The organism is Candidatus Falkowbacteria bacterium (genome assembly GCA_018674305.1).
In the GTDB taxonomy this organism is placed as follows: Bacteria; Patescibacteriota; Patescibacteriia; order UBA11705; family JABHMO01; genus JABMRF01.
The window spans coordinates 1-21,408 of sequence record JABHAL010000014.1 but is presented as its reverse complement, the minus strand read 5'-3'; the positions used below and the strand labels follow the sequence as shown (position 1 = coordinate 21,408).

The 21,408-nt window shown below is 35.5% G+C and carries 27 protein-coding genes and 1 tRNA gene; 11 read left to right on the top strand and 17 right to left on the bottom strand.

The annotated features are described in order from the left end of the window. Nucleotides 1–27: 27 nt before the first annotated feature. From HN643_05405 to HN643_05395, 3 genes are read left to right on the top strand one after another with little or no spacing between them, the layout of a single operon-like run. Entirely contained in the window at nt 28–282 is a 255-nt protein-coding gene (locus HN643_05405; protein ID MBT7501073.1) for a hypothetical protein, read from the top strand. A gap of 9 nt (nt 283–291) precedes the next feature. Then, a complete protein-coding gene (locus tag HN643_05400; GenBank protein ID MBT7501072.1) occupies nt 292–2,811 on the top strand; it encodes a TraM recognition domain-containing protein in 2,520 nt (839 codons plus the stop codon). Nucleotides 2,812–2,849: 38 nt separating this feature from the next. Further along, nucleotides 2,850–3,467 (top strand): hypothetical protein, encoded by a 618-nt coding sequence (locus HN643_05395; protein ID MBT7501071.1) that lies wholly within the window; start codon nt 2,850–2,852, stop codon nt 3,465–3,467. A gap of 59 nt (nt 3,468–3,526) precedes the next feature. On the opposite strand, the gene HN643_05390 is transcribed toward HN643_05395, so the two are convergent. Beyond that, on the bottom strand, nt 3,527–4,426 hold the full coding sequence (locus tag HN643_05390; protein MBT7501070.1) for an MTAP family purine nucleoside phosphorylase: 900 nt from the start codon (nt 4,424–4,426) through the stop codon (nt 3,527–3,529). Between the two features lie 189 nt (nt 4,427–4,615). Between HN643_05390 and dnaX the strand changes: the two genes are divergently transcribed. Next, nucleotides 4,616–6,334, top strand: coding sequence for a DNA polymerase III subunit gamma/tau (gene dnaX, locus HN643_05385; GenBank protein MBT7501069.1), 1,719 nt, complete (start codon nt 4,616–4,618; stop codon nt 6,332–6,334). A gap of 148 nt (nt 6,335–6,482) precedes the next feature. Further along, a tRNA-Gln gene (locus HN643_05380) sits at nt 6,483–6,553 on the top strand. A 69-nt stretch (nt 6,554–6,622) separates the two neighbouring features. On the opposite strand, the gene HN643_05375 is transcribed toward HN643_05380, so the two are convergent. Beyond that, on the bottom strand, nt 6,623–7,978 hold the full coding sequence (locus tag HN643_05375) for a hypothetical protein (protein MBT7501068.1): 1,356 nt from the start codon (nt 7,976–7,978) through the stop codon (nt 6,623–6,625). A gap of 222 nt (nt 7,979–8,200) precedes the next feature. Between HN643_05375 and thiI the strand changes: the two genes are divergently transcribed. The 4 genes from thiI (at nt 8,201) to HN643_05355 (ending at nt 10,934) form a co-directional block, all read left to right on the top strand. Continuing rightward, nucleotides 8,201–9,373, top strand: a complete 1,173-nt coding sequence (gene thiI / locus HN643_05370; GenBank protein ID MBT7501067.1) for a tRNA 4-thiouridine(8) synthase ThiI — start codon at nt 8,201–8,203, stop codon at nt 9,371–9,373. A 47-nt stretch (nt 9,374–9,420) separates the two neighbouring features. Beyond that, complete coding sequence (locus tag HN643_05365) at nt 9,421–9,615, top strand: hypothetical protein (GenBank protein MBT7501066.1); 195 nt, start codon at nt 9,421–9,423, stop codon at nt 9,613–9,615. A gap of 219 nt (nt 9,616–9,834) precedes the next feature. Next, on the top strand, nt 9,835–10,230 hold the full coding sequence (locus tag HN643_05360) for a transcriptional repressor (protein MBT7501065.1): 396 nt from the start codon (nt 9,835–9,837) through the stop codon (nt 10,228–10,230). A 68-nt stretch (nt 10,231–10,298) separates the two neighbouring features. Further along, a complete protein-coding gene (locus HN643_05355; GenBank protein ID MBT7501064.1) occupies nt 10,299–10,934 on the top strand; it encodes a hypothetical protein in 636 nt (211 codons plus the stop codon). Between the two features lie 118 nt (nt 10,935–11,052). Here HN643_05355 and HN643_05350 read toward each other — a convergent pair whose 3' ends face one another. After that, complete coding sequence (locus tag HN643_05350; protein MBT7501063.1) at nt 11,053–11,571, bottom strand: hypothetical protein; 519 nt, start codon at nt 11,569–11,571, stop codon at nt 11,053–11,055. 57 nt (nt 11,572–11,628) lie between these two features. Here HN643_05350 and HN643_05345 point away from each other — a divergent pair, with 57 nt between their 5' ends. Both HN643_05345 and HN643_05340 read left to right on the top strand, forming a co-directional pair. Next, a complete protein-coding gene (locus tag HN643_05345) occupies nt 11,629–11,832 on the top strand; it encodes a HypC/HybG/HupF family hydrogenase formation chaperone (protein ID MBT7501062.1) in 204 nt (67 codons plus the stop codon). Then, nucleotides 11,829–12,743: a DMT family transporter gene (locus HN643_05340; GenBank protein ID MBT7501061.1), complete on the top strand. Its 915-nt coding sequence runs from the start codon at nt 11,829–11,831 to the stop codon at nt 12,741–12,743. The genes HN643_05345 and HN643_05340 overlap by 4 nt, the downstream gene beginning before the upstream one ends. A gap of 72 nt (nt 12,744–12,815) precedes the next feature. Here the strand turns inward: HN643_05340 and HN643_05335 are convergent, their stop codons facing one another. From HN643_05335 to HN643_05270, 14 genes are all read right to left on the bottom strand, one after another. Then, on the bottom strand, nt 12,816–13,088 hold the full coding sequence (locus HN643_05335) for an RNA-binding protein (GenBank protein MBT7501060.1): 273 nt from the start codon (nt 13,086–13,088) through the stop codon (nt 12,816–12,818). Nucleotides 13,089–13,370: 282 nt separating this feature from the next. Then, nucleotides 13,371–13,865: an HD domain-containing protein gene (locus HN643_05330; GenBank protein ID MBT7501059.1), complete on the bottom strand. Its 495-nt coding sequence runs from the start codon at nt 13,863–13,865 to the stop codon at nt 13,371–13,373. Between the two features lie 30 nt (nt 13,866–13,895). Beyond that, nucleotides 13,896–14,237, bottom strand: coding sequence for an inorganic pyrophosphatase (locus tag HN643_05325; GenBank protein ID MBT7501058.1), 342 nt, complete (start codon nt 14,235–14,237; stop codon nt 13,896–13,898). 28 nt (nt 14,238–14,265) lie between these two features. Further along, nucleotides 14,266–15,741: a fused MFS/spermidine synthase gene (locus HN643_05320; protein MBT7501057.1), complete on the bottom strand. Its 1,476-nt coding sequence runs from the start codon at nt 15,739–15,741 to the stop codon at nt 14,266–14,268. A 33-nt stretch (nt 15,742–15,774) separates the two neighbouring features. Further along, nucleotides 15,775–16,350, bottom strand: coding sequence for a septum formation protein Maf (maf, locus tag HN643_05315; protein ID MBT7501056.1), 576 nt, complete (start codon nt 16,348–16,350; stop codon nt 15,775–15,777). A gap of 6 nt (nt 16,351–16,356) precedes the next feature. After that, the gene (locus HN643_05310) at nt 16,357–16,914 is read right to left on the bottom strand and encodes a histidine phosphatase family protein (protein ID MBT7501055.1); all 558 of its coding nucleotides are present in this window, start codon (nt 16,912–16,914) and stop codon (nt 16,357–16,359) included. Nucleotides 16,915–16,937: 23 nt separating this feature from the next. Further along, nucleotides 16,938–17,726 carry a hypothetical protein gene (locus tag HN643_05305; protein MBT7501054.1) on the bottom strand — a complete coding sequence of 263 codons (789 nt, stop codon included), beginning with the start codon at nt 17,724–17,726 and terminating at the stop codon, nt 16,938–16,940. A 12-nt stretch (nt 17,727–17,738) separates the two neighbouring features. Beyond that, nucleotides 17,739–18,089, bottom strand: coding sequence for a pyrimidine dimer DNA glycosylase (locus tag HN643_05300; GenBank protein ID MBT7501053.1), 351 nt, complete (start codon nt 18,087–18,089; stop codon nt 17,739–17,741). Nucleotide 18,090: 1 nt separating this feature from the next. After that, complete coding sequence (locus HN643_05295; protein MBT7501052.1) at nt 18,091–18,306, bottom strand: hypothetical protein; 216 nt, start codon at nt 18,304–18,306, stop codon at nt 18,091–18,093. Between the two features lie 7 nt (nt 18,307–18,313). Further along, entirely contained in the window at nt 18,314–18,778 is a 465-nt protein-coding gene (locus HN643_05290; protein ID MBT7501051.1) for a tryptophan-rich sensory protein, read from the bottom strand. A 274-nt stretch (nt 18,779–19,052) separates the two neighbouring features. Then, nucleotides 19,053–19,739 (bottom strand): molybdopterin-dependent oxidoreductase, encoded by a 687-nt coding sequence (locus HN643_05285; protein ID MBT7501050.1) that lies wholly within the window; start codon nt 19,737–19,739, stop codon nt 19,053–19,055. Then, nucleotides 19,736–20,467 (bottom strand): hypothetical protein, encoded by a 732-nt coding sequence (locus HN643_05280; protein ID MBT7501049.1) that lies wholly within the window; start codon nt 20,465–20,467, stop codon nt 19,736–19,738. Before HN643_05280 ends, HN643_05285 begins: the two co-directional genes overlap by 4 nt. A gap of 37 nt (nt 20,468–20,504) precedes the next feature. Beyond that, a complete protein-coding gene (locus HN643_05275) occupies nt 20,505–20,903 on the bottom strand; it encodes a hypothetical protein (GenBank protein ID MBT7501048.1) in 399 nt (132 codons plus the stop codon). Between the two features lie 21 nt (nt 20,904–20,924). Further along, nucleotides 20,925–21,242 carry a hypothetical protein gene (locus HN643_05270; protein ID MBT7501047.1) on the bottom strand — a complete coding sequence of 106 codons (318 nt, stop codon included), beginning with the start codon at nt 21,240–21,242 and terminating at the stop codon, nt 20,925–20,927. Nucleotides 21,243–21,408: the final 166 nt, after the last annotated feature.

Below are 21,408 nucleotides of genomic sequence, written 5' to 3'. Positions count from 1 at the left end.
TTAAAAGTGAAATAAAAACAAAAAAATATGTTAGAAACAAGTCAAGATTTATTTTATCTTGTGTTAGCGTTTTCAATTTTGTGGTTCACAGTTTTTTTGTGTATCACATTGTATTACGTGATTCGATTGCTTAGACAGACTAATGAGGTTTTTAGTGACTTTAGAGAAAAAGTGACTCATGCTATGAGCATATTTACTTTTTTGAAAAGTAAGGCTGTGTCTGAAGCGGTCAAAGGTGTAGTTGGCGCAGTTAAAAAAAGAAAAACAAAAAACAAAAAGTAAATTTCATGTATGCCAAGTGTAGAATTTGACGCTTCAATTGTAGCGAATTATTTAGATAATCCATTTATCCAGTTAGGGTTAGTTTTATTAATCCTAACTTTTTTATTAATCGTAGCTGTTTTTACAGTTCGATTTTTTGTTCTTGGTAAAAATAAGGTTTCTAAATCCTTTGCTCGAAAAGTACTCTTGGTTACAGTACCAAAAAATACTGGCGAAAAACAGGATGATGCGACTCCGAATTTACAGCAAATCCAAGAAAAGATTGGGGTAATGGAGTCTTTGTTTTCAACCATCGCAGGAATACCGTCCGAGAAGGGAATTAAGGCTTGGTTATTCGGTCACCGTGATGTTTTTTCACTTGAATTAGTTTCATTGAAAGGTCAAATTCATTTTTTTGTTGCAGTACCTGAGCATTTACAAACTTATTTAGAAGAACAAATTAATGCACAATTTACAGATGCTTTTGTCGAGGAAATGCCAGATTACAACATGTTTTCATCCAATGGGGTAATTAAAGGTACAATGATGGGCTTTAAGCAGCCAGACTTCTTACCAGTTAAGACGTACAAGAAATTAGATTCTGATCCTTTGAATTCAATTACAAACGCTTTGAGTAAAATTGATGAAAAAGACGGAGCGGCAATTCAGATTGTATTTAAGTCGGCTAAACCTGACTGGCGCAATTTTGGTATTAAAGTAGCTTCCAAGATGCAACAAGGAAAAAAATACAATGAGGCCTTCCAGGCTGCCAAAGGCGGTTTTAGTGGGATTTTTAAGGGAGTCGCCAAAGCAGCTCAAGTTAACGCTCCAAATCAAGCTCAGCCAGAGCAATATCGGTTGTCTCCATTAGAGGAGGAACTGGTAAAAGGCATTGAAGAAACTTGTAGTCATTCAGGAGTGGATGCTAACATTAGAATTATTGTTAGCAGTAAAAATCAAGCCAGACTGGATGGTTATTTAAATAATCTAGTCAATTCTTTCGTCCAGTTTAACATGTATAAAAATGGTAATAATTTTGAAAAGCTAAACAGGTCTCCCAAGAAATTAATTAATGATTTTATTTATAGAAATTTTGATGAAGGTAGAAGTTTTGTGATTAATTCTGAGGTTTTGGCTAGTTTATATCATTTTCCAATTCCTAAAGTTAATGAAGCTCCAAATATTAAATGGTTAGATGCGCGTAAGGCGTCAGCACCGGAGAACATTTCCAAGGAAGGTGTTTTAATGGGTTATAATGTATATAGAGGACGAAAAACTGAAATTCGATTGAAGAAAGGAGACAGGCGAAGGCATTTATATACTATTGGTATGACGGGTACAGGTAAATCTTGGTTAATTGCAGGTATGTGTATGCAAGATATTGCCAATGGTGAGGGCTGTTGTTATATTGACCCACATGGCGATCAAATTGACGATCTATTATTGCGTATTCCAAAAGAAAGAGCTGAGGACGTTGTAGTACTTGATCCTGGAGATATTTCCAGACCAATTGGTTTGAATATGCTGGAATTTCATACCCAGGAACAAAAAACTTTTGCGATTAATGAAATCATGGCGATTTTCGATAAGCTGTATGATTTGAAAGCTACAGGTGGACCGATGTTTGAACAATATTTTAAAAATGCTGCAGCTTTGATTATGAGTGATCCTGCTTCGGGGTCAACATTATTGGAGATTTCTCGAGTTTTGGCAGATGATGATTTTCGTAAGTATAAATTGTCGAAATGTAAAGATCAGTTAGTAAAGGATTTCTGGGAAAAAGAAGCACAAAAAGCTGGGGGGGAGGCGTCATTGGCTAATATGGTTCCGTATATCACCAGTAAAATGTCTCCGTTTATCAGTAATGATTTTGTCAGGCCAATCATCTCACAACAAGAAAGCACAATTGATTTTGCTGATATAATGAATTCTAAAAAAATACTTTTAGTTAAGTTGGCAAAAGGAAAAATCGGACAGATGAACTCTGATTTGTTAGGTATGATTGTGATAGGAAAATTATTAATGGCAGCTTTGGCCAGAGGTAGTATGGCTGAAGAAGACAGAAAAGATTTTTACCTGTATGTTGATGAGTTTCAAAACTATTTAACAGATAGCATGGAAATTATATTGTCTGAAGCTAGAAAATATCGTTTATGTTTAGGTGTTGCACATCAGTATGTTGGACAGTTGGTAAAAGGCGGTGACACAAAGTTTAAGGATGCAATTTTCGGTAACGTAGGAACCAAATGTTCGTTTAGAATTGGTGTGGATGATGCCGAGGCTATGTCTAAAGAATTTGCTGGTGCATTTAGTGAAAGTGACTTTTTGAATTTACCAGCTTTTAATTGTTATGTTAAATTGTTGATTGATAATGCTAATCCTGAAGGATTTAACATGGCTACTTATGCGTTGGATGATATTCCTGGAGTGCAGGGTGAAAATCCTAAAATGGCTGCTGCCGTGGCTAAATTATCTAAACTTAAATATGGAAAGGATCCGGAAATTATTGATATGGAGGTAAAAGAAAGACATGCTTTAACGTTTGATTAAAATAATTTATAAAACAAAAAATAAAAATAAAAATTAGTATGTTTGGACTGTTTAAAAAGAAACCAGCCACAAAACCCGTGGTAAAAACAAAAAGGGCACCAGTGGAAGATTCAAAAAATGATAATTCTCAAGTTTTAGCAACAATTAAACAAATGCAAAAAGAGTTGGATCGGTTGAAGTCAACTGTTACCGATGGAAGCCTCGACAGTTTAGAAAGTGAAACTGTGGGTCAATCAGTAAGTGAAAGAAGTCAAAAGCTAAATGGTGTGCAAAAAAATGGTAATGAAAAAGTTCTGGAAGGAGTTTTTGATGGCCAAAACATGATTGGCGCTGATGGTCAACAGTATGATGTGCCAGCAAATTATGCTTCAAAATCGAAATTGGTTGAAGGTGATATTCTTAAATTAACAATTAACAACCTTGGATCTTTTGTTTATAAACAAATTAAACCGATTGATAGAATGCGCATCGTTGGAGAATTAACTCAAGACGATCAAAGTTTGCAGTTCTATGCTCAGGCTGATGGAAAAAAATGGAAATTGTTAACAGCTAGCGTGACTTATTACAAAGGTGAAGCAGGGGATGAGGTTATATTTTTGATTCCCTCTGAAGGTGGTAGTCGCTGGGCCGCAGTAGAGAACATTGTAAAAGAATAGAAATTGAATATAAAACTAAAAATCCCGTCTCTTGTGAGAGTCGGGATTTGTGTTTGAGCTTATTTTAAAAACAATGCGTATTTTTCCATTTTTTTCAGTGGAACGGCTTCAAGGTTGCTGTGGATTGTGAAGCCTTCCATTGATTTGGCGCAGTCACATCTACCAGTCTTAATTGCCCTTGCTAATTTAGGGATAAGTATGGAGGGAACTGGCTTGAATGGTTCTAATCCTGCTTTAACTTCATCCGCGTTAACTCCCTTCATCGCTTTTCGCCAGGAGTCATAGTCAGCAGGGAAGTGTAGGACCGAGTAGCAAAGTCCAGCTTCTCGGGCTAGGGATGCTTCAGGTAGTGGTGTCATAGCAACTGCATCAGCTCCCATTACATTTTTGAAAAAAACTGATTCTGCATGGGTAGAAAATCGCGGGCCTTCTATTACTACGGTTGTTCCAACGAAAGTTTCTGAAAAGAGTTGAAATTGATCGGGGTTGATCTCGACAATTTCTTTGCAAAGAGTGTGAACTTCCCTTGCAAGCTCAAGACAAATCGGATCACCAAGTCCGATGTGGGCAACGGCATCGTTGTTGCCTTCGAAAAAGGTGTGTTTGCGTATGCCTTTTGTCCAATCGAAGAGTTGATCTGGAACAAAGAGTGTTTTGCTGGGTGGCATATTTTCAGAAAGACTACCACAGGCGCTAAGCGAAAGTAGGTGAGTGACACCAACATGTTTCATCGCCCAAATATTAGCTCTATAGTTAATACTTGATGGACTTAAAACATGGCCTAATCCGTGTCGGTTCATAAAGTAGACATAAGTTCCAGGTGACAACTCAAGCTCAATAATGGGTCCGCTTGGATCTCCAAATGGGGTTGATATGTGAAGCTCTTCAGATTTTGTGGGTGGTAGTTGAAACGGTGCAGTCCCACCAAAAACACCTAAATTCGCGGTTTGATTATGCATTTTGAACCTCCTAAGCAGGTTAATGAACAGATACTCCGAATAAATTTTACATTAATATCATATATTTTGCAAATTTGATTTTTTGAAATAAATTTGTTAAGATTCTACTATATTACTACGATGCTATACTGTTTTATTGCTATATTGTTTTAACAATTTGTCAATTTAACAATATGACAATTTAATCCCATGTCTACAGCTTTATATCGAAAATACAGACCAAAAATTTTTGCTGAAGTAACTGGTCAAAATCACATTAAAACTACCTTGCAAAACGAGATTTCTTCTGATCGGGTAGCTCATGCCTATTTATTTTGTGGTCCACGGGGTACTGGAAAAACTACCTTAGCTAGATTGCTTTCCAAGGCCGTTAATTGTTTAGATTTGCAACCAGAGGGAGAGCCCTGTAATAAATGTAAAAGTTGTCAGGATATAATAGATTCAAGAGCTTTGGATATTATTGAGATTGATGCTGCTTCACACACTGGTGTGGATAATGTTAGAGAGAATATTATTCAAAATGCTCGTTTTACGCCTACAAAATCAAAAAACAAGGTATTTATCATTGATGAGGTTCACATGCTGTCTATATCAGCATTTAACGCTCTACTGAAGATTCTGGAGGAGCCACCTAAGTATGTAATCTTTATTTTGGCTACTACCGAGGCGCACAAACTTCCTAGTACAATTATCTCACGTTGTCAGCGCTTTGATTTCAAAAAGATTAATTTAAATAATTTAGTCACTAGATTAAAGTGGATTGTAGAACAAGAAGAAATCCAAGTTGATGACTCAGTTTTGTCCTTGATCGCTAAACAGGCTGGAGGTTGTGTTCGAGATTCAGAAAGTTTGTTAGAGCAGGTTTTATCTTTGGGGGAAAAAAATATTACAATGGAGCAGGCTGAATTGATTTTACCCAAGTCAAATTATATTTTACTAAATGAGTTGTTTGAATTAATTATAAATAAAAAAACCGCAGAGGCTTTAGTGTTTGTTGACAATTTAGTAAAGGATGGAATAGACGTATCGTTATTTATTGAAGGGTTTATTGAATTTGTTCGAAAAATATTGTTATATAAATTAAATGGAGATCTCGAGGAATTATCTCGTGAAGTGGATGATGTTGTTGTTCAAGATATTGTGAAAAAGATTGAAAAATTATCGACTGACCACATGGTTCAAATTATCAAAAAGTGTTTATCAAGTAAGGAGTTATTTAAACAAAGTTATATTATGCAGCTGCCTTTGGAGATGATAATTTTCGATTTGACTCATACTTCAACTGGACCAAGGTCCGTCCAATTACCACCAGCTGAAAAAGTTAAAGTTGTTGAACCAGTGAAGCCAGCTGAGTCAGTAGCTCAACCAGAAGCAATAAAACAACCGCCCTTTGCTGCAGGTTCTGCGGAGCTGTCTGAACCGGACAAAGCTCCAATCCAACCTCCAAAGATTGTAGAGCCGACAGCTCAGATAGAAACACCGGTCGAGCAAATTGCACAATCTGAGCCAGTTCAAGTGCCTGCGGGAGAAGAAAATAAAAACTCAGTCAAGGGTTTGCCTGAATTTCAGTCTAGTTGGGACGCTATTTTGGCAAAGGTTAGAGATGCTAATTATTCTTTATATATGTCACTAAGAATGAGTAAGCCGGTTGATTTGATTGATGATGTATTGCATTTGGGTTTCTTGTTTGAATTACAAAGGAAACGAATTGAAAACTTAGAAACAAAGATTGTGTTGGTTGAAATAGTTGAAGCTGTCGTCGGTCGTAAGTTGCGGATTGAAACCAGGATAGAATCAAATTTATCACAGGAAGATTTTGCTAGTAATAATGGTGGCACCAGTTCGTTTGAGGACAAGATTCAGGATGTGGCTAATGATTTTGGTGGGGAAGTGATGGACAATAAATAAAAAGTTTGTTATATTGAGGTTACTTTTTTGTAGAGCTTGGGGATCTCCTGCCTGTCGGCAGGCAGGTCTAAAGGTTAATACTGTGTTTTATTGTAGATATTTGAAGATGTGAATTAGTAACTTAAAATAATTGTTAAAAATGTAGAGTTCGGGGATCGTCTAATGGTAGGACGCCAGGTTCTGGCTCTGGCAATCTAGGTTCGATTCCTAGTCCCCGAACTTTGCATTTTTATTTTGAGCAATCAAAAAATTCCCTTACGGGAATTTTTTGATTTATATAAGTTCTGATTACTGATTATAAGGTCCTTTAAGTTTCATTTTGTTGGCATCTTTAGCAGCATCTTTTACTCCCTGCGTAATGTGTCTACGTTTGGTAGGATCTACCGTTCCCATTGCGTCTTCTTCATATTCATTTTGTGAATCAGCAATGTTGAACTTTTCTTTTGAAGTATAACCAAACATTTTTCGGAAAAAACCACCTAAACCACGCTGTTGCTTTTTGAATTCTTTTAAATCCGCATCATCCGCATCTAGAGTTTGGTCTTCAAGTGCAACTTCTTTTGGTGCTGCTGGCATTTCAACAGTAGCTCCTTTTGAAGCGACACCGATATCAGGTGAGCCCCCAGTAAAGCCAGCTCTTCCAGCTGAAGCAACACTACGATCAATATTAGCAACAGCTTCACGAGCTTTAGCTCTGCCTCGGCTGTTAGGACTTACAGTTCCCATAGCTGTTTCTTGATATTCATCATCTAAAACTTTTTGATCAGCTTTTTCATAAGCTTTTGTTCCCGCTGGGGCTAAACCTTCACCAGCTGAAAAACTTACATCACCAGCGCGGCTTCCTGCTTTAGCTAGACCTGCATTAATTCGGCTCACAGCTGCTTGAGCAGCAGCGTGACCACGACTAGCAGAAGGGCTAGTTGTACCACTAACTTCTTCTTCTATTTTCTTTTGCAATTCTAATCGTTCTTTTTTCATGTCGCGCAACTCTTTGCTAAAAGCTCGGTTGAATAGACCACCTAAGCCACTTTGCTTGGTAGCAATTGCCATATCTAGCATGTCCATACGTTGAGCAGTTTCTGCGTGTTGAGCAGTAAATGCTTCACCTTTGGCCATTGGTGTTGGAGCTGCTTCTACAGTAGGTTCTGCTTTAGCGGCTTCATCTTCTTTTACGTCATCAACAATTTGTTTTACTTGTTCAGCGATGACTCTTTCACCACGAGGTTTTTCCCATTTTTTGTTCCATGTTCTTTCTGTAAGATTAACCGTGCTTTCCATTGTAGCAAGGCGTCTTTTTTCAGAAGCGGTCATTGTTTCCTGGGAATAAAGTTGTTGAAGCTTTTTTGCAACATCAATTATTGTTACCAGGTTAGCTTCTTGGGCCAAAAGATCTTGATTTCTGTAATCTTTTTTTCTTAAAGCTTTAACCTCTTTTAAGCGAACGGCATATTTGTCCGCTATGTGTTGATAATCTGCGGCTTTTTCTAGGTCACCAGGAAAAGAAGCTTCACTATCCGCAACAGCACGAAGCTTACCTGATTTTCCTTCCGGAAGATCATCTTGGAGTTCCAGTTCACGTTGAACTTCATCTTGAAGATCTTTTAGGGGGGTCTCATTATTAGACATAGGATTTTCTAAACTCATAAATTATTAAATAGATTAATAAATTAACTTATATATATTGAATTAATTTCTATTGTATTATAGCAAAATTATATGTAACTTTCCATGTTTATTAACAATATTATATCATAGATATTAATAATTGTCAAGCGGTGTCCTAAATTTACACTAAAACTAAAGAAAAGTTTGCTTAATTGTACTAATGCAATTATAATGGCAATGTTCATAAGAAAGTGAGTGAGTATGGAAAATATTTTCAAGAAAATAATTGTGCATTTTGATGAAATTGGTTTGAAAGGCAAAAACCAGCCTTTTTTTGTTAAGCAAGTAATTAAAAATATTGAGCAAAAACTGGGTTTGGGAGTTAAGGCAAGCAGGGCAGAGGGGAAGTTGCAAATTGAGTTGCCATCAAACGCTGATATTAAAAAAATGATAAACTTATTGAAATTCACTCCTGGCGTTTCAACAATCAATCCTGGTTTGCAGTGTTTAAGTGAAATGGATCAGATCGAAAAACAAGCTTTGGCGGTGGTTGATTTTTATAAACCAAAAACTTTCAAAATTGAAACAACTAGATCTTATAAGCCATTTGAATTGAATTCATTGCAGGTTAGTAGTCAGGTTGGGGCATATGTTTTACAGAACGCTGATTTTGAACTTAAGGTTGATGTACATAAACCAGAATTAACAGTTAAGGTTGAAGTGGCCAAAAGAAAAACTTTTGTTTTGGGTAAAAAAGAAAAAGGCCTCGGTGGATTACCCGTTGGTACAGCTGGAAAAGTGATATGTTTACTTTCTGGTGGATTGGACAGTCCAGTCGCTGGATTTCAAATGATGAAAAGAGGTGCAGAAGTTATTTTTGTACATTTTCATAATCAAACAATTAATAAAGTTGGTGTTCAGAATAAAATTAAAAAGTTGGTTACGCAATTGAGTAAAGTCCAAGGTTCATGCAAGTTAATTATTGTTCCTTTTTCTGATTTACAAAAATCTGTCATTGCTCATATTCCAGCAGATGTGCGTATGATTGTTTATCGTCGGTTAATGTATCGTATTGCTGAACAGATAGCAGTTGAAAACAAAGTACAAGCTTTGGTTGCAGGGGACAGTTTAGCTCAAGTAGCTTCACAAACTATGGAAAATTTACAAGTTATTTATCAAGCAACTTCAATGTTAAAGTTTGCTCCATTGATTGGCATGAACAAAAATGAAATTATAAATATCGCCGAGCAAATTGGGACATATGCAATTTCTATTGAGCCATATGAGGATTGTTGCAGTTTGATGATAGCTAAACACCCACAAACTCGAGCCAAGTTAGAAGAAGTCCTTAAAGTTGAACAAAACCTTGAGGTTAATGATTTAATAAGCCAAGCAATTAATATGAGTGAAATAAGCGAATTTAAAGCGAATTAAGTAAATTATTTGGGATTAACTTAATTAACTAATTAACCAATTAACTTGTGACTGAGTGTAAACAACAAAACAATTTGAAAGACTGTGGTTGCTCATATTCTGGTTGTCCGAGAAAAGGTAAGTGTTGTGAATGTGTTCGATATCATCGAGGCAGAGGGGAATTAACTGGTTGTATGTTCGGTTCAGAGGGAGAGAAGACCTACGATCGATCGATCGAAAATTTTATTAGGACTAATTCTTAGTTCAGGAGAAGTGTAGGGAAGTCGGATGTTTGTAGCACCAAGGCGGGGGAGTACTCTCTCCTCTTTTTTTATATATTTAAGCTTCTTTGCCCTTGCCCTGAAGTCATGCGTAGCATGTACTTCGGGGTGTGGATAACTTTTGACAGAGTGCCCTATTAGTAATACAATGTAGTTAGGAATCGTTCCCAATAAGATAAATTAAAATAAATATAAATTAATATGGCTAAAACTGGTTCAAGAATGACAAATCAACGTCAAGTGATTTGCGATTACGTAGAAAAGCACTCACTCACCCACCCGACAGCTGAACATGTGTTTGAGGCGGTAAGAAAAAAATTACCAAGAATTAGTTTCGGGACAGTTTATCGTAATTTAATGGTTTTGGAACAAATGGGTTACGTTACACCGTTATATTATTTTAAAGATCATGTTCGGTATGACGGAATTGTTGAAAATCACTATCATTTTGTCTGTATTAAATGTGATAAAGTTGAAAATGTTTCAATGGATGAAATGTTTGAATTAAACAAACAGATTAGCAAAAGACATGGTCAGTCGGTAATTTTCCACCGAATATATTTTTATGGATTGTGCAAGGACTGCCAGGGTTTATAGTTGACAAGCTGTAGGTAAGGTGCTATTATAGATTGTTATCTAAGTTGTTCATTTTACGGGGGGAAATAATGAGATACTTCACGTTAGTTTGTTTACTCTTGGTTGTTGTCTGTGGGTGTGAAAAGCATAAATCCTTTACGGATTTTAATACTGCCGAGGAATTTTCCTCAGAGTTTAGCAACGTTTCAAATGAGAAGCGATTGCGAGAATTGCCTGAGGTTTCGTTCAGAAGTGAAAAATATTGGACGGGGATGGTGTTGACAGAGAGTACTATTCCAAAACGATCAACAACATGCAAAAATGACATCCATACTTTTATGGTGAAAGTGCCAATTTTTTCAAAGCAACGACAATGTTTTCAGGATGAATTTTGGACAGCAACTAATCTGTATATACCCGTTTATGAACAAGCAAAGGGGCCAGGGAGCATTCCTCACCCAGTTATAGAGTCTGGATTCAAGTCAGACGATACCTGGCAGAGGACTCATGTGGCATATAATCAGGAGTTGATTGGAATCTTTTCCTGGGCAGAATATGTGTGTGAAGGGGAAAAAAAAGAGCAAATTATTTTTTCTGACCATCACTCTAACAGCCCAAATAATTCAGGCTTGCTATGTTTGCCAGAGGCAAAAATGAATTGTCGTTGGGAGGTTACTGTTTGTAGCTTCCCTACCAAAAGATATATGTTAAGTCTTGGTTTATAAATTCAACCAAAACGACGCTCAACAGTGAGCGTCTTTTTTTTTGTAAAAAAATAAAGGCGAAGATGCGCGTCTTCGCCTTCATTAAATGATAGATAATTTTTGTTATGGGGCTGTGAGTTTATTTACAAGCAAAAGAATTTTCTATATTATTGAAAGCTTTTTCATATTTGTCGTTATCAGTTTTTGTTTCCTGGAGGATTATACCTATAACATGTTCTGGGCATTGCTTGGTTATGATTTTACCCTGATGTTTAATGCTTTGAGCGTTAAAATCAAAGGAGACTTTTAATTTCTTTTTACTAGTCCAGCCATAGTCAATTTCTACATTATGTTTTTGCTTATAGGTTTCAGCGTAGGAATCTTTAAGTGAATTTAGCAAATCCAGGGCAGTCATTTTACTTTTTGTCCATTTGAAAATCGCTAAACCGCTTTCTCCTTCTCCCGTTTTTTCGCAAATAACCATGAATTCAGTTTCCAGGATTTTTTTAGTTTCAGATAGTTCCCATCCAATCGGGCAATCAAAACGAATTCCCTGTTCGGAAAAGGTAGTGCCTTTAAAAGATTTAACAGGTGTAGTGTTGTTTTGACAACCAGTTATTAGTAGCAAGAAAATTAATATTGTTATGATTTTAGGCATAGGTAACATTTAGTGTATATTGTTTTCATTTTAGCATATTTAGTGTATTATGTGTATATGTGTTTAACCATACCGCACAAAATAATCCGACTTAATGATCAAGTGGCGATTGTTAAAACCGCTAAACAGGGTGAAAAACAAGTTAGCGTGGCTGCTTTGTCTGATCTTAAAATTGGTGATTGGGTATTAGTAAACGCTAATATAGCAGTACAAAAAATTGACGCTGCTGAAGCTAAAGAAATTAATAAAATGTTAATATGAAAAAAGGATTAATTTTTGTTTTATTTACTGCTGTTATTAGTGGCGTTTCGGTGTTTGTAAATAAATTTGCTGTTCAGTCCGTAGGGAATTCTCATGTGTTTACTACGGGAAAGAATTTATTTGTAGCATTGGTGTTGTCACTTTTTATCTTTTCACCGTTTATTGTTAACAAGCTTAAATCTATCAAAAAGAATGAATGGGTTAAGCTCGTAGTTATTGGTTTTGTTGGTGGCAGTATCCCCTTCTTGTTATTTTTTAAAGGGTTGTCATTAGCAACTTCTACTAATGCAGCATTTATTCACAAAACTTTATTTATTTGGGTAAGCTTGTTAGCCATAACTTTCCTTAAAGAAAAAATAGGAAAAATACAGATCGCTGCGTTGCTTTTCTTACTACTCGGTAATTACTTGTTAATTGGTATCAAGGCCTGGTCATTTGGATTGGCTGATATCCTAATACTGGGTGCCACTTTGCTTTGGTCAGTTGAGTTCATTGTTGCTAAGAAACTTTTGAAAAACATTGAACCAGAGATTGTTGCTTGGGCACGAATGTTATTTGGTGCACTTATCTTGTTAGCATTTCTGGTGTTTACAGGACAAGCGCAGGGTTTGGTAAATTTACAGACAAGTCAAATGAGTTGGATAATAGTTACTGCAGTATTATTATTGGGTTATGTGTGGACCTGGTACCACGCTTTAGCGCGTTTACCTGCTTCAGTTGTTACTTCTGTTTTGGTCATTGCCTCCCCGATTACAACTGTTTTGAACAAGATTTTTGTTCAGGGGGATATTTCTATTGTTCAGTGGTTGGGAATTCTAATAATCGGTCTATCGGTAGCCGGTCTTTGTCGATTTTTAAGCAAGCTTCAGCAACCAGAGATTGCTCAGCAAGAGTTATTTATTGAAGAATAGTTAAAATCAAAAATTTATATAACAAAAAAACAGAACTGCACAAATTCTGTTTTTTTATATACTCAGTAGTAATTAACCGCGATCTTCGTCTCTTGGCTTTGGAGGTCTAGCTTCGTTTACAACTAGCGCTCGGCCTTTTAACTCAGCTCCGTTTAATTCCTTAAGAGCTTTGTCTGCATCCTCATCATTAGTGTAGGTAACAAAGCCGAATCCCTTTGAACGTTCTGTGAACTTATCTTTAATGATAATAGCTTCTTCAACAGCACCGTATTGGGCGAATAGGTCTTGAAGATCTTGTTCGGTAGCTTCCCAAGCAAGACTTCCAATAAATAACTTTTTTGACATAAATTGAAATTGAACTCAAAATTTAAAATTAGTAGACGTGAAGTTTATATCAGACTTATGTATAAGTCAAAGTGTGCAATTTTCTAACTATATAAGTATGAGAAAAACGTGAGTCTCGTCAGTATAATAGCATAGTTAAACATTGTTGTCAATAGAGTCGTTATTTGCTGTAAGTTAGGCCCTGTTACTGCGAAGGATGGAACTTAATCTGATTGATTTATTAACCAAACCTGCAGGCAAAATTAATATTTCAGGTTGCAAAAATATAATTTTAATTTCGTGTTATTCATATAATTTCTTTAATTTATTAAATATTGGATCATCAAAGTTCTCAGGTTTATACTCCAAAATCGCTCCCGCGTTTTTGCGGCAATATTCAAGTTCGTCCTTATTATTAGTTTTTGTGTAATGTTCATAACTATCTAAAATGTCCGCAGTTTTTACAATTAAGGCATCTTGCCCATTCCGAGCACAGCGTTTGATTAATTCTTCAATTTTTTCGTCAGAATCTTTAATTGAATCATCTTTTGTACAGGCAAGGACTAATTTAACGACTTTGTCACCAAACGCATCTCTTAGAATTTGTTCAGTTAAATCTGACCATTCAATCGCATCATGTAAAAGTCCGGCTAAAACCACTTCGTCAGAATAATCATTCTCAGATAAATATGCAGCAACGCGAATATCGTGAGGTAAAACAGGTTTCCTACTGTTCTCATCGTCGGGAGGAAAGTGTTTTGTAAGTAATTGGACTGCTTTTTCTAATTTTTTTATCATAAGGTCACTTCTGAATGTTGATTTATTTATCTATTTTCGGATAATCTTTGATTCAAAATAGCGTTCTTGGAATTCGGTCAATTTAATAATCTCATCATCAGTAAAAGTTTTACCATCTGGAGCAACAATGAGTTTATCGTCGTCATCGTTTGTTCTGTGGATTACTGCTATACAGGTTCCTTTGAATTCATGTATCGGCTCATTTATTCCAAGGACATAGGCATCAATTTCTTCTCCGTCAGGGGCGATTGTGTCAGGAATAAAGCCATAGTTTAAAGGATAGACAAAGTTGTGCTTAGGATGTTTAGATCCTAGTGGTCGGTCTATTTTAACTTTTACTGATTTGTTTAAGTATTTATTTGAGTAAGACATAGACCATTAACGGTATTTAAGAATATTTCTAAATCGCTTTACTTATATAATAATCTACAGGGGCATGATCATCAGTCAAAATTGGCGTGTCGTTCACAATTTCTTTTTTCCATAGATGTTGCAAGTATTCATTTAGCGTCGGGTCGGCATTACTAAATAGTTCAGGTTGTTCAACCTCTGATTTTAAAGCCACTAACATAACATTTTGTCTTTTGGAACCATCATTTGGAGCTCTTACTGGAAACAAGTAAACCTGAGGAAAGATATCTTTGTATGTAGCATATTCAGCTCTTAGGAAGCGGCCACTCTCACCCTCTATCGAGGATATAATATTTAGAATAACAATTCCTTCATCATTTAAAACCTTAAATTTTTTCTGAACGGCCTCTATTGTTGTTAATTGATACGGTACAGAATAGCGAGAGGCAAAAGCGTCTCCGAATATTACATCATACTTTTTCTGCGTTTTATTTAAATAAACTCGACCGTCTTCATGGTAAATAGTTAATCTGGGGTTTTCTTTTAGTCGGAAATATTCTTTTGCGAGTTCGGTAACTTTTGGGTCGATTTCTACGACATCAATGGTGGCTTCAGGATAATTAAGTAAAAAGTCTTTGGGATATGAGTATCCTGCCCCGCCAAGCATCAAAGTTTTTTCGAAGTTTGGATTAAAGTGTTTTGCTAAATGATAATATTTAGTGTACTCATTAACCAGTTCGTCACTGTCCAAGAACATTGAGGAGTGATTCTCATTATTAATGCCAATCGTCTTTACTGTCTTATTAGTTTCTGTATCCAGGCGATCGTAAATCCAGATGCGGTTATATGCTGTATCCAGGTCTATAAAACTGTTTTTTTCAAATAGAGTACTAATCCCATTAAGTGTAGTCCACCCAATAATCAAAACAACACAAATTGATAATTTAATGCTCAAGAGCCTTCTAGCTGAAAGCGCTAAAGAAACTATGATTAAAGTTATTGATAAAATAATTAATAGTTTGTTAGTGCCAAAGTGTGGAATTAAGTAAAACCCAGATAAGAACGTACCAAATATACTTCCGGCAGTTGAAAGTGCATAAAGATTACCTATAGTTGAGCCTGAAGTGCTTAAGCTGCTTAATTTGAGCTTTGCAGCATAGGGAGAAACCATTCCTAATAAAATACTAGCCGGTAAAAATAAAGCTACAGTTGCTAGAACTGTTGATAATCGTACATCTGAAATATTGGCTTGTAGAATGAGGAGCAAGAAATCTTTAATAAAAGTAGTTAGTCCAATGAAAATTGCGGATAAAAAGATAATCAAAGATAGATTATTAAAGCTGGGTTTTTTATCAGCTAATTTTCCTCCAAAATAATAACCCAAGCTGAGACTTCCTAAGATAATTCCAATTAAACTGGTCCAAACAAAAATTGAAGTTCCAAAATATGGTCCAAGTACTCTTGAACCAACAAGTTCGAAAATCATAACAACAGCTCCACATACGAATATTGCTATTTCAAGGATGTATTTATAATTTTTCATTTGATAATTAATAAGTTAGATTATATTTACTCCGAACTTTTTCAACTCTTGTGATAGATCAAATATTGGTAATCCCATTACATTATAAAAGTCTCCCTCTATTTTTTTGATAATTACAGCACCTAATTCTTGAACGCCAAATGCACCTGCTTTATCGAGTGGTTCGCCAGACTTTACGTAATTAATTATTTCACTAGGTTTTAATTTTTTGATGTGGACTTTTGTTTCAGTTGCTTTTGAGATTGATTTGCCTGATCCGGTATCAATTATCGTATAACCAGTGACGATCAAGAGAACTTTTCCGCTGATTTGTTTCAGCATTTTTTTTGCATCAGCGATATCGCTTGGTTTTCCGAGCAGTTTATTATTAAGAACAACAAAAGTATCCGCCCCGATTATTAAATGATTACGGTATTTTTTTGCAACTGAATCTGCTTTTCCTTTAGACAAAAATTTAGCCAGTTTTAGCGGTGGCATTTTTAAGCTCATGTCCTCTTCGTAGTCGCTGGCTACAACTTTGAACTTTAGTCTTGTTTTGGCCATTATTTCTTTCCGGCGTGGGGAAGTTGAGGCTAGGATTATTTTTTTCATAAGATTTCAAACTATATCTTTCATTACTTTGTTGTTTTCAATTACGCCCCAGTCACAAAAGCCAAGTCTTAACCATCTTTGCATCACTTTATTTAATTCATTTAATAAATCAGCAAAATACAAGGATAAAACTGTTCCATGGGAGACGATCAGTATTTTTTTATTGTCATATTTATTATCAATATCAGATATTGCCATTTGAAATCTTTTTAAGGCATTATTTGATGTTTCCCAGCTATCCTTTGTGAAGTCCAGGTCCAGAAACATTTGTTCTTTTATCTTGGAAAATTCTTCCTGGGATAAAAATTCTCCTTTCCCTCTGTGTATCTCGTTTAATTCAGGAATCTTTATTATTTCTTTTTGTAATTTTTTTGCAAATGGTGTCGCAGTTAAGATTGCTTTTTGTTCAGTTGACGTGATTATAATATCAATATCATCAAAAACCCCGGATTCTGCCAGGTTTTGTGCTGCTTTTTCACCTTCTTCGGTCAATAACCATGTAGTCACTTTGCTGGGGTCTTTCTGGGTCTTTGCGTGTCGTAAAAAAATTAATTGATTGTTCATATGATAATTTCAAAAGAGGTCAATTACTTAGCCAATGTTTTTGCAAATTTTTCAGGGTTAATGCGTATATCATCTTCGCCAACTTGATCGAACGGATTTTCTAGATGGCTTTGGATATTATCAAGGCCGGAGAAAACCATGGCGAAAATTATTGGATTGATGAAAGCCAGCCAGAGGGGTTGGCCTTCGGCGATGATTGCAAAATACGGGCCAAGGACGATTAAAATAATATAAATAAAAAATTTGCTGTAGATTCTTAATGTGATTGGTGTGCGGTATTGATAAATGTGTTTTACGGTTTCAAAGGCAGTTATGAATTTACTCATGTATGCATTAACTCTGGAAACTTCGCTTCCAGAAAGACCCCGATCTCGAAGATCTTCGATAGATTTGGATATGCCGGAAAACTTTTCATAAATCTCTTTTTCTTCTTTTGAAAAAGGTTTATTATGTGTAGATTGAAACAGTTTGATGCACAAAGAAAATGTTTTAGAAATTTGGGTTCGGAAGTCGTCAGTGTTTTTTGTCGCGTCTTTCCCTTTATCTCGTAACCAATCTCGAGATGCTAAATAAATAACCCGCCCCATACTTTTCATCGTTGCATACTGGACCAACGCCGCTTCCCGTCTTTTGTATGCTCCTCCGATTGAAAATACAATTGGAAATACAATTGCAATACCAATAATAGTCAGCGGAAAGTCAACTTTCCAGTTGTAGTGCATGCTGATTAAGGTTGAGCCAATGACCAGGATTAAAGAAATTAAGGTGTTTAGGCCGAGTATTGAGAACAGTCTTTTGAAAAATAGTGTCATGATAAAAAGGGATTATTTTGTATGGTTTTCAATAAAACATGTACAAGGTTTTTTAGTTAAAATTATTTTTTGTTCTTTTGCCGTATTTATATAAACTTTCTGTGTTTCTTTTCCTGTTGCCAGTTTTTTTTCAAGCGGTGAATTGTGTTTGTAATTTCTTTTTTGCATTTCAACAACTAGCGCTTCGTGCCGGTCGTAGAGAGCTTTTAGTTTTCCGGCCCAGCGTTTTGTTTCAGGGTGGTGTGAATACCCGCCCTTCCCTTTATGTTTCGTGAAAATATTCCAAAGTCCATGGAGTTCTCGATGTTCTCCAAGTAAGTGCTTTCTACACAAATGTTTTACATGGATATCCCAAATTCTCATATTAGAGAGGTACTAATTTTGAAGAAAAATAGGCAATGATTCCAAGGCCGAAAGGATAAAGAATAAAAAGCCAAATATAAGAGAGCATGTTAGCTTTGCTTGGGTTTTTTAAAAAGTCAAACCAGCTCAAAAGACCAACACGAGAAGCAAATAAATTTAAAAGTATTGCTCCGAATAGAATCATCAGGCCCATAATAAAGATGTAGAGTATTTTCATAATAGTTTTAGTTTAATTGCCAAATTGTATAGTTAAGCACTGATGCAAATGATACCCATGCAATATATGGAATCATAAGTGCACCTGCCCATGGATTAATTTTCCAAAATAATATAGTTGTTATTATAATCAAGGTAAGTAGGACAATAATTTCAACAAATGCAAGACCTGGATTTTTAAGGCCAAAAAACAGAATTGACCATAGTGTATTGAAGATTAAGTGAACTCCGTAAATGGAAAGAGCAAGTTTGGCTCCAGAGATATCTCTTTGTTGCCATACAAGGTAAGCGGAAATTCCCATTAGGGTATAAAGTGAGATCCATACTGGACCAAAAACCCATCCTGGTGGATTCCAATCTGGCTTTAAGAGCGTTTCAAACCATGTTCGTACACTTGAGGCCGTAAAAACTGAGCCGATTATTCCGGCAGTTTGGGCGATAAGGATTGAAACAATAATTGGTATTATTTTCATAATGAAAGTTGTTAGTTTTTATTTTTGTTTTGATCTATGCTCGGCTGTTTTTTTCGATGAAGAAAAGGAAAAACATGAAGCAATAGAAGCGCTATAAGAAAGAGATCCAAGAATTTATGCAACCTAAAGGACCTTGCTTTGTCCAAAAGTCCAAAAGTCAACGATTCAACAATTTTATGATTAGAAATGCCATAACCGCTGATGATAATCAACAGTAGCACTACTAATAAAGCATAATTAACTACTTTTCTGATAATTATTTTATTCATAATTTTTATTTAAGAAAATCTTTTTTTAAATCGCCATCATTGGAGTAACCACGGCTTTCCCAATAACCTTGATAATTTTCATCATCTGAAAATTCAATCTCGGTTATCCATTTTATCCATTTATATCCAAACTTGGTTTCAGCTACTAGCTGGAATGGGAACCCTCTTTCTGGCGGAAGCTCTAATCCGTTCATTTTATACGCAATCATAATGTTATTGTCATAGATGTATTCGATTGGGAAAGAGGTGGAGTACCCGTCGTAAGCTCTAAAAATTACCGTGTTAAATTCTTCCGGGATTTTTTCTCTAGAAATAAAGTCCTTCATTAAAAATCCTTCCCATAGGATATCAACACTCCAGCCTTCAACACAATTCAATGTCACAACTTTTTTGTAAGATTGATTGTTATCTACTATTTCGTCATAGTTGTAGTCAGTTTTTTCGTTATTTAGGCCTTTGATTTTTAACTGATAGCTTTCTTTATCAATATATTGTGGGCCTTTAATGGAGTTTTCACGGAAATCGTCAATTGAAGACAGGTCTTTCCCTTCGTATTCATTAATTTGACTGGCAATTAATTCTTTTGGTAGTTCTGATTTTCTACTGATTTTACCGTTCATATTATAGATAAAAACGGCTACTACCACTATTAACAATACGTAGAGAATATATTTAAGGTTTTTTTTGATCATATTTTTGTTAGGATTATTTTACCAAGCTTTTGTAGATTGTCATTAAAAATAGTTATATTCTGTTTTGGGTCAGAGTCTTTATCTTTAGATGTTAGTTCTTGTCCGTCGTCTCCGCCGGAGTCATAAGTTATAAGTTTCAATTCGATTTTGTCTTTCCATTTTTCATTCTCAATCAGGTTTGTTGAAGCTGCTACAAACCAATCAGGGCTTGGGGCCAGCATACTGACAAATGTTATATAACTAAAGTCTTGAGAAAAGTTTAGTTCATTGGAGTCGATTCCAGGAGAGTCGATTCTTTTTCCTTTTGTTTGGTTAAGGGCGAAATTTGAATCGATGATATTTTGAATTTCTTTTATTAGTATGGCTGTTTTTCCTGATTCAGACATTTCTTCAACTCCTGGGGTTGGAGTTTCTCCTTTTGTGAAAATATTTGCTCCGGTAGAACTGTTATGTGAATAGGCCACAAACGGTGAAAAATGAGCACCAGCTGGATAGTCGTTGGGATGTGTTGCTGCGCTCCATTCTGCAACAAATTCCACCTTGTATTTTGCATTTTTACTTAAAGTCATTTTTGGCGTGATAGGAGAATTTACATTAGTTGCTTCTTGTTTAATTATCTCTACGACTTCGTCTTGGTTGTCTGCAGGAGTTTGGTGTGAGCAACCAGTAAACAAAACCAATGAAAGTATTATGAGCGGTAAGAGTGAAAATATTTTTGTTGTTTTCATATTGTTATTAATTATTTCTAAATTATACTAGAGCGCCTTATACCCAGCCCTCTTTTTTATAAATAGATTTACCAATCTTTATTAATTTTATTATTTCATTTTTGGTGTTCGGTGATAAGTCTTTAATATTAAGACAAGATTTCCCCTTTTTTATTTTCTTAAGATCTTGTGATAATTTGAATTTATTCGGATGTGAATATAGAGGCATAAAATAAAAACCCACAAAGTTTTTTTGCATGATTATTCCACAAAAATAAACTTTTCTTGGTTTTCTCCCAAGGATGCTAACTTCTTTTTTTCCGTATAAATGAAATCCTGCTTTTTTTATTTTCGCTTTACTATTATCAATATCTTTTGTTGGGTTCATTCCGGAAGATTCTTTTTTTAGAATTTCTTTCAACGTATTGAATAGTTCTTCTAGTGTTTGTTTTTGCATGGTGTTGTTCTTTGCAATGAATTATTTTTTTAACCATTCTTTTGTAATCCATTTTTTAACCAAAGCTTCTTCGACATCAATATTGAGATTTTTTGCAATTACAAGGATTAACCCCAGTACATCCGATAATTCTTTTGACAACTCCCGCTTTGATTTTTGTGATGATAAATATTTTTCTGGCCTGCATCGTTTTTTGTGCACAATGTAGGATTGAACAAACTCACCAAGCTCTTCGGTCAATTTTAAGACTAGATAGTCATCACAGACTTTTATTTTATCTCTTTTTAAGTTATCTAAAAATACTTTGGATGCTTTGTTTTGTAGTTCCTTGATTTCCATATTGAAAAAATGATAAATTGTTTCGTATAACGTTTAAGGATATGAGAAGTTGCGACTGTAAGGAGCAATTTGGGTTGAAGCTCTGCAAGAGCTGAACCTCATATCCTTTGTTATGTGTCCCGAGCGTAGCTTTGCGGAGCGAGAGTGCAACGTGGTCGGAGCGAAG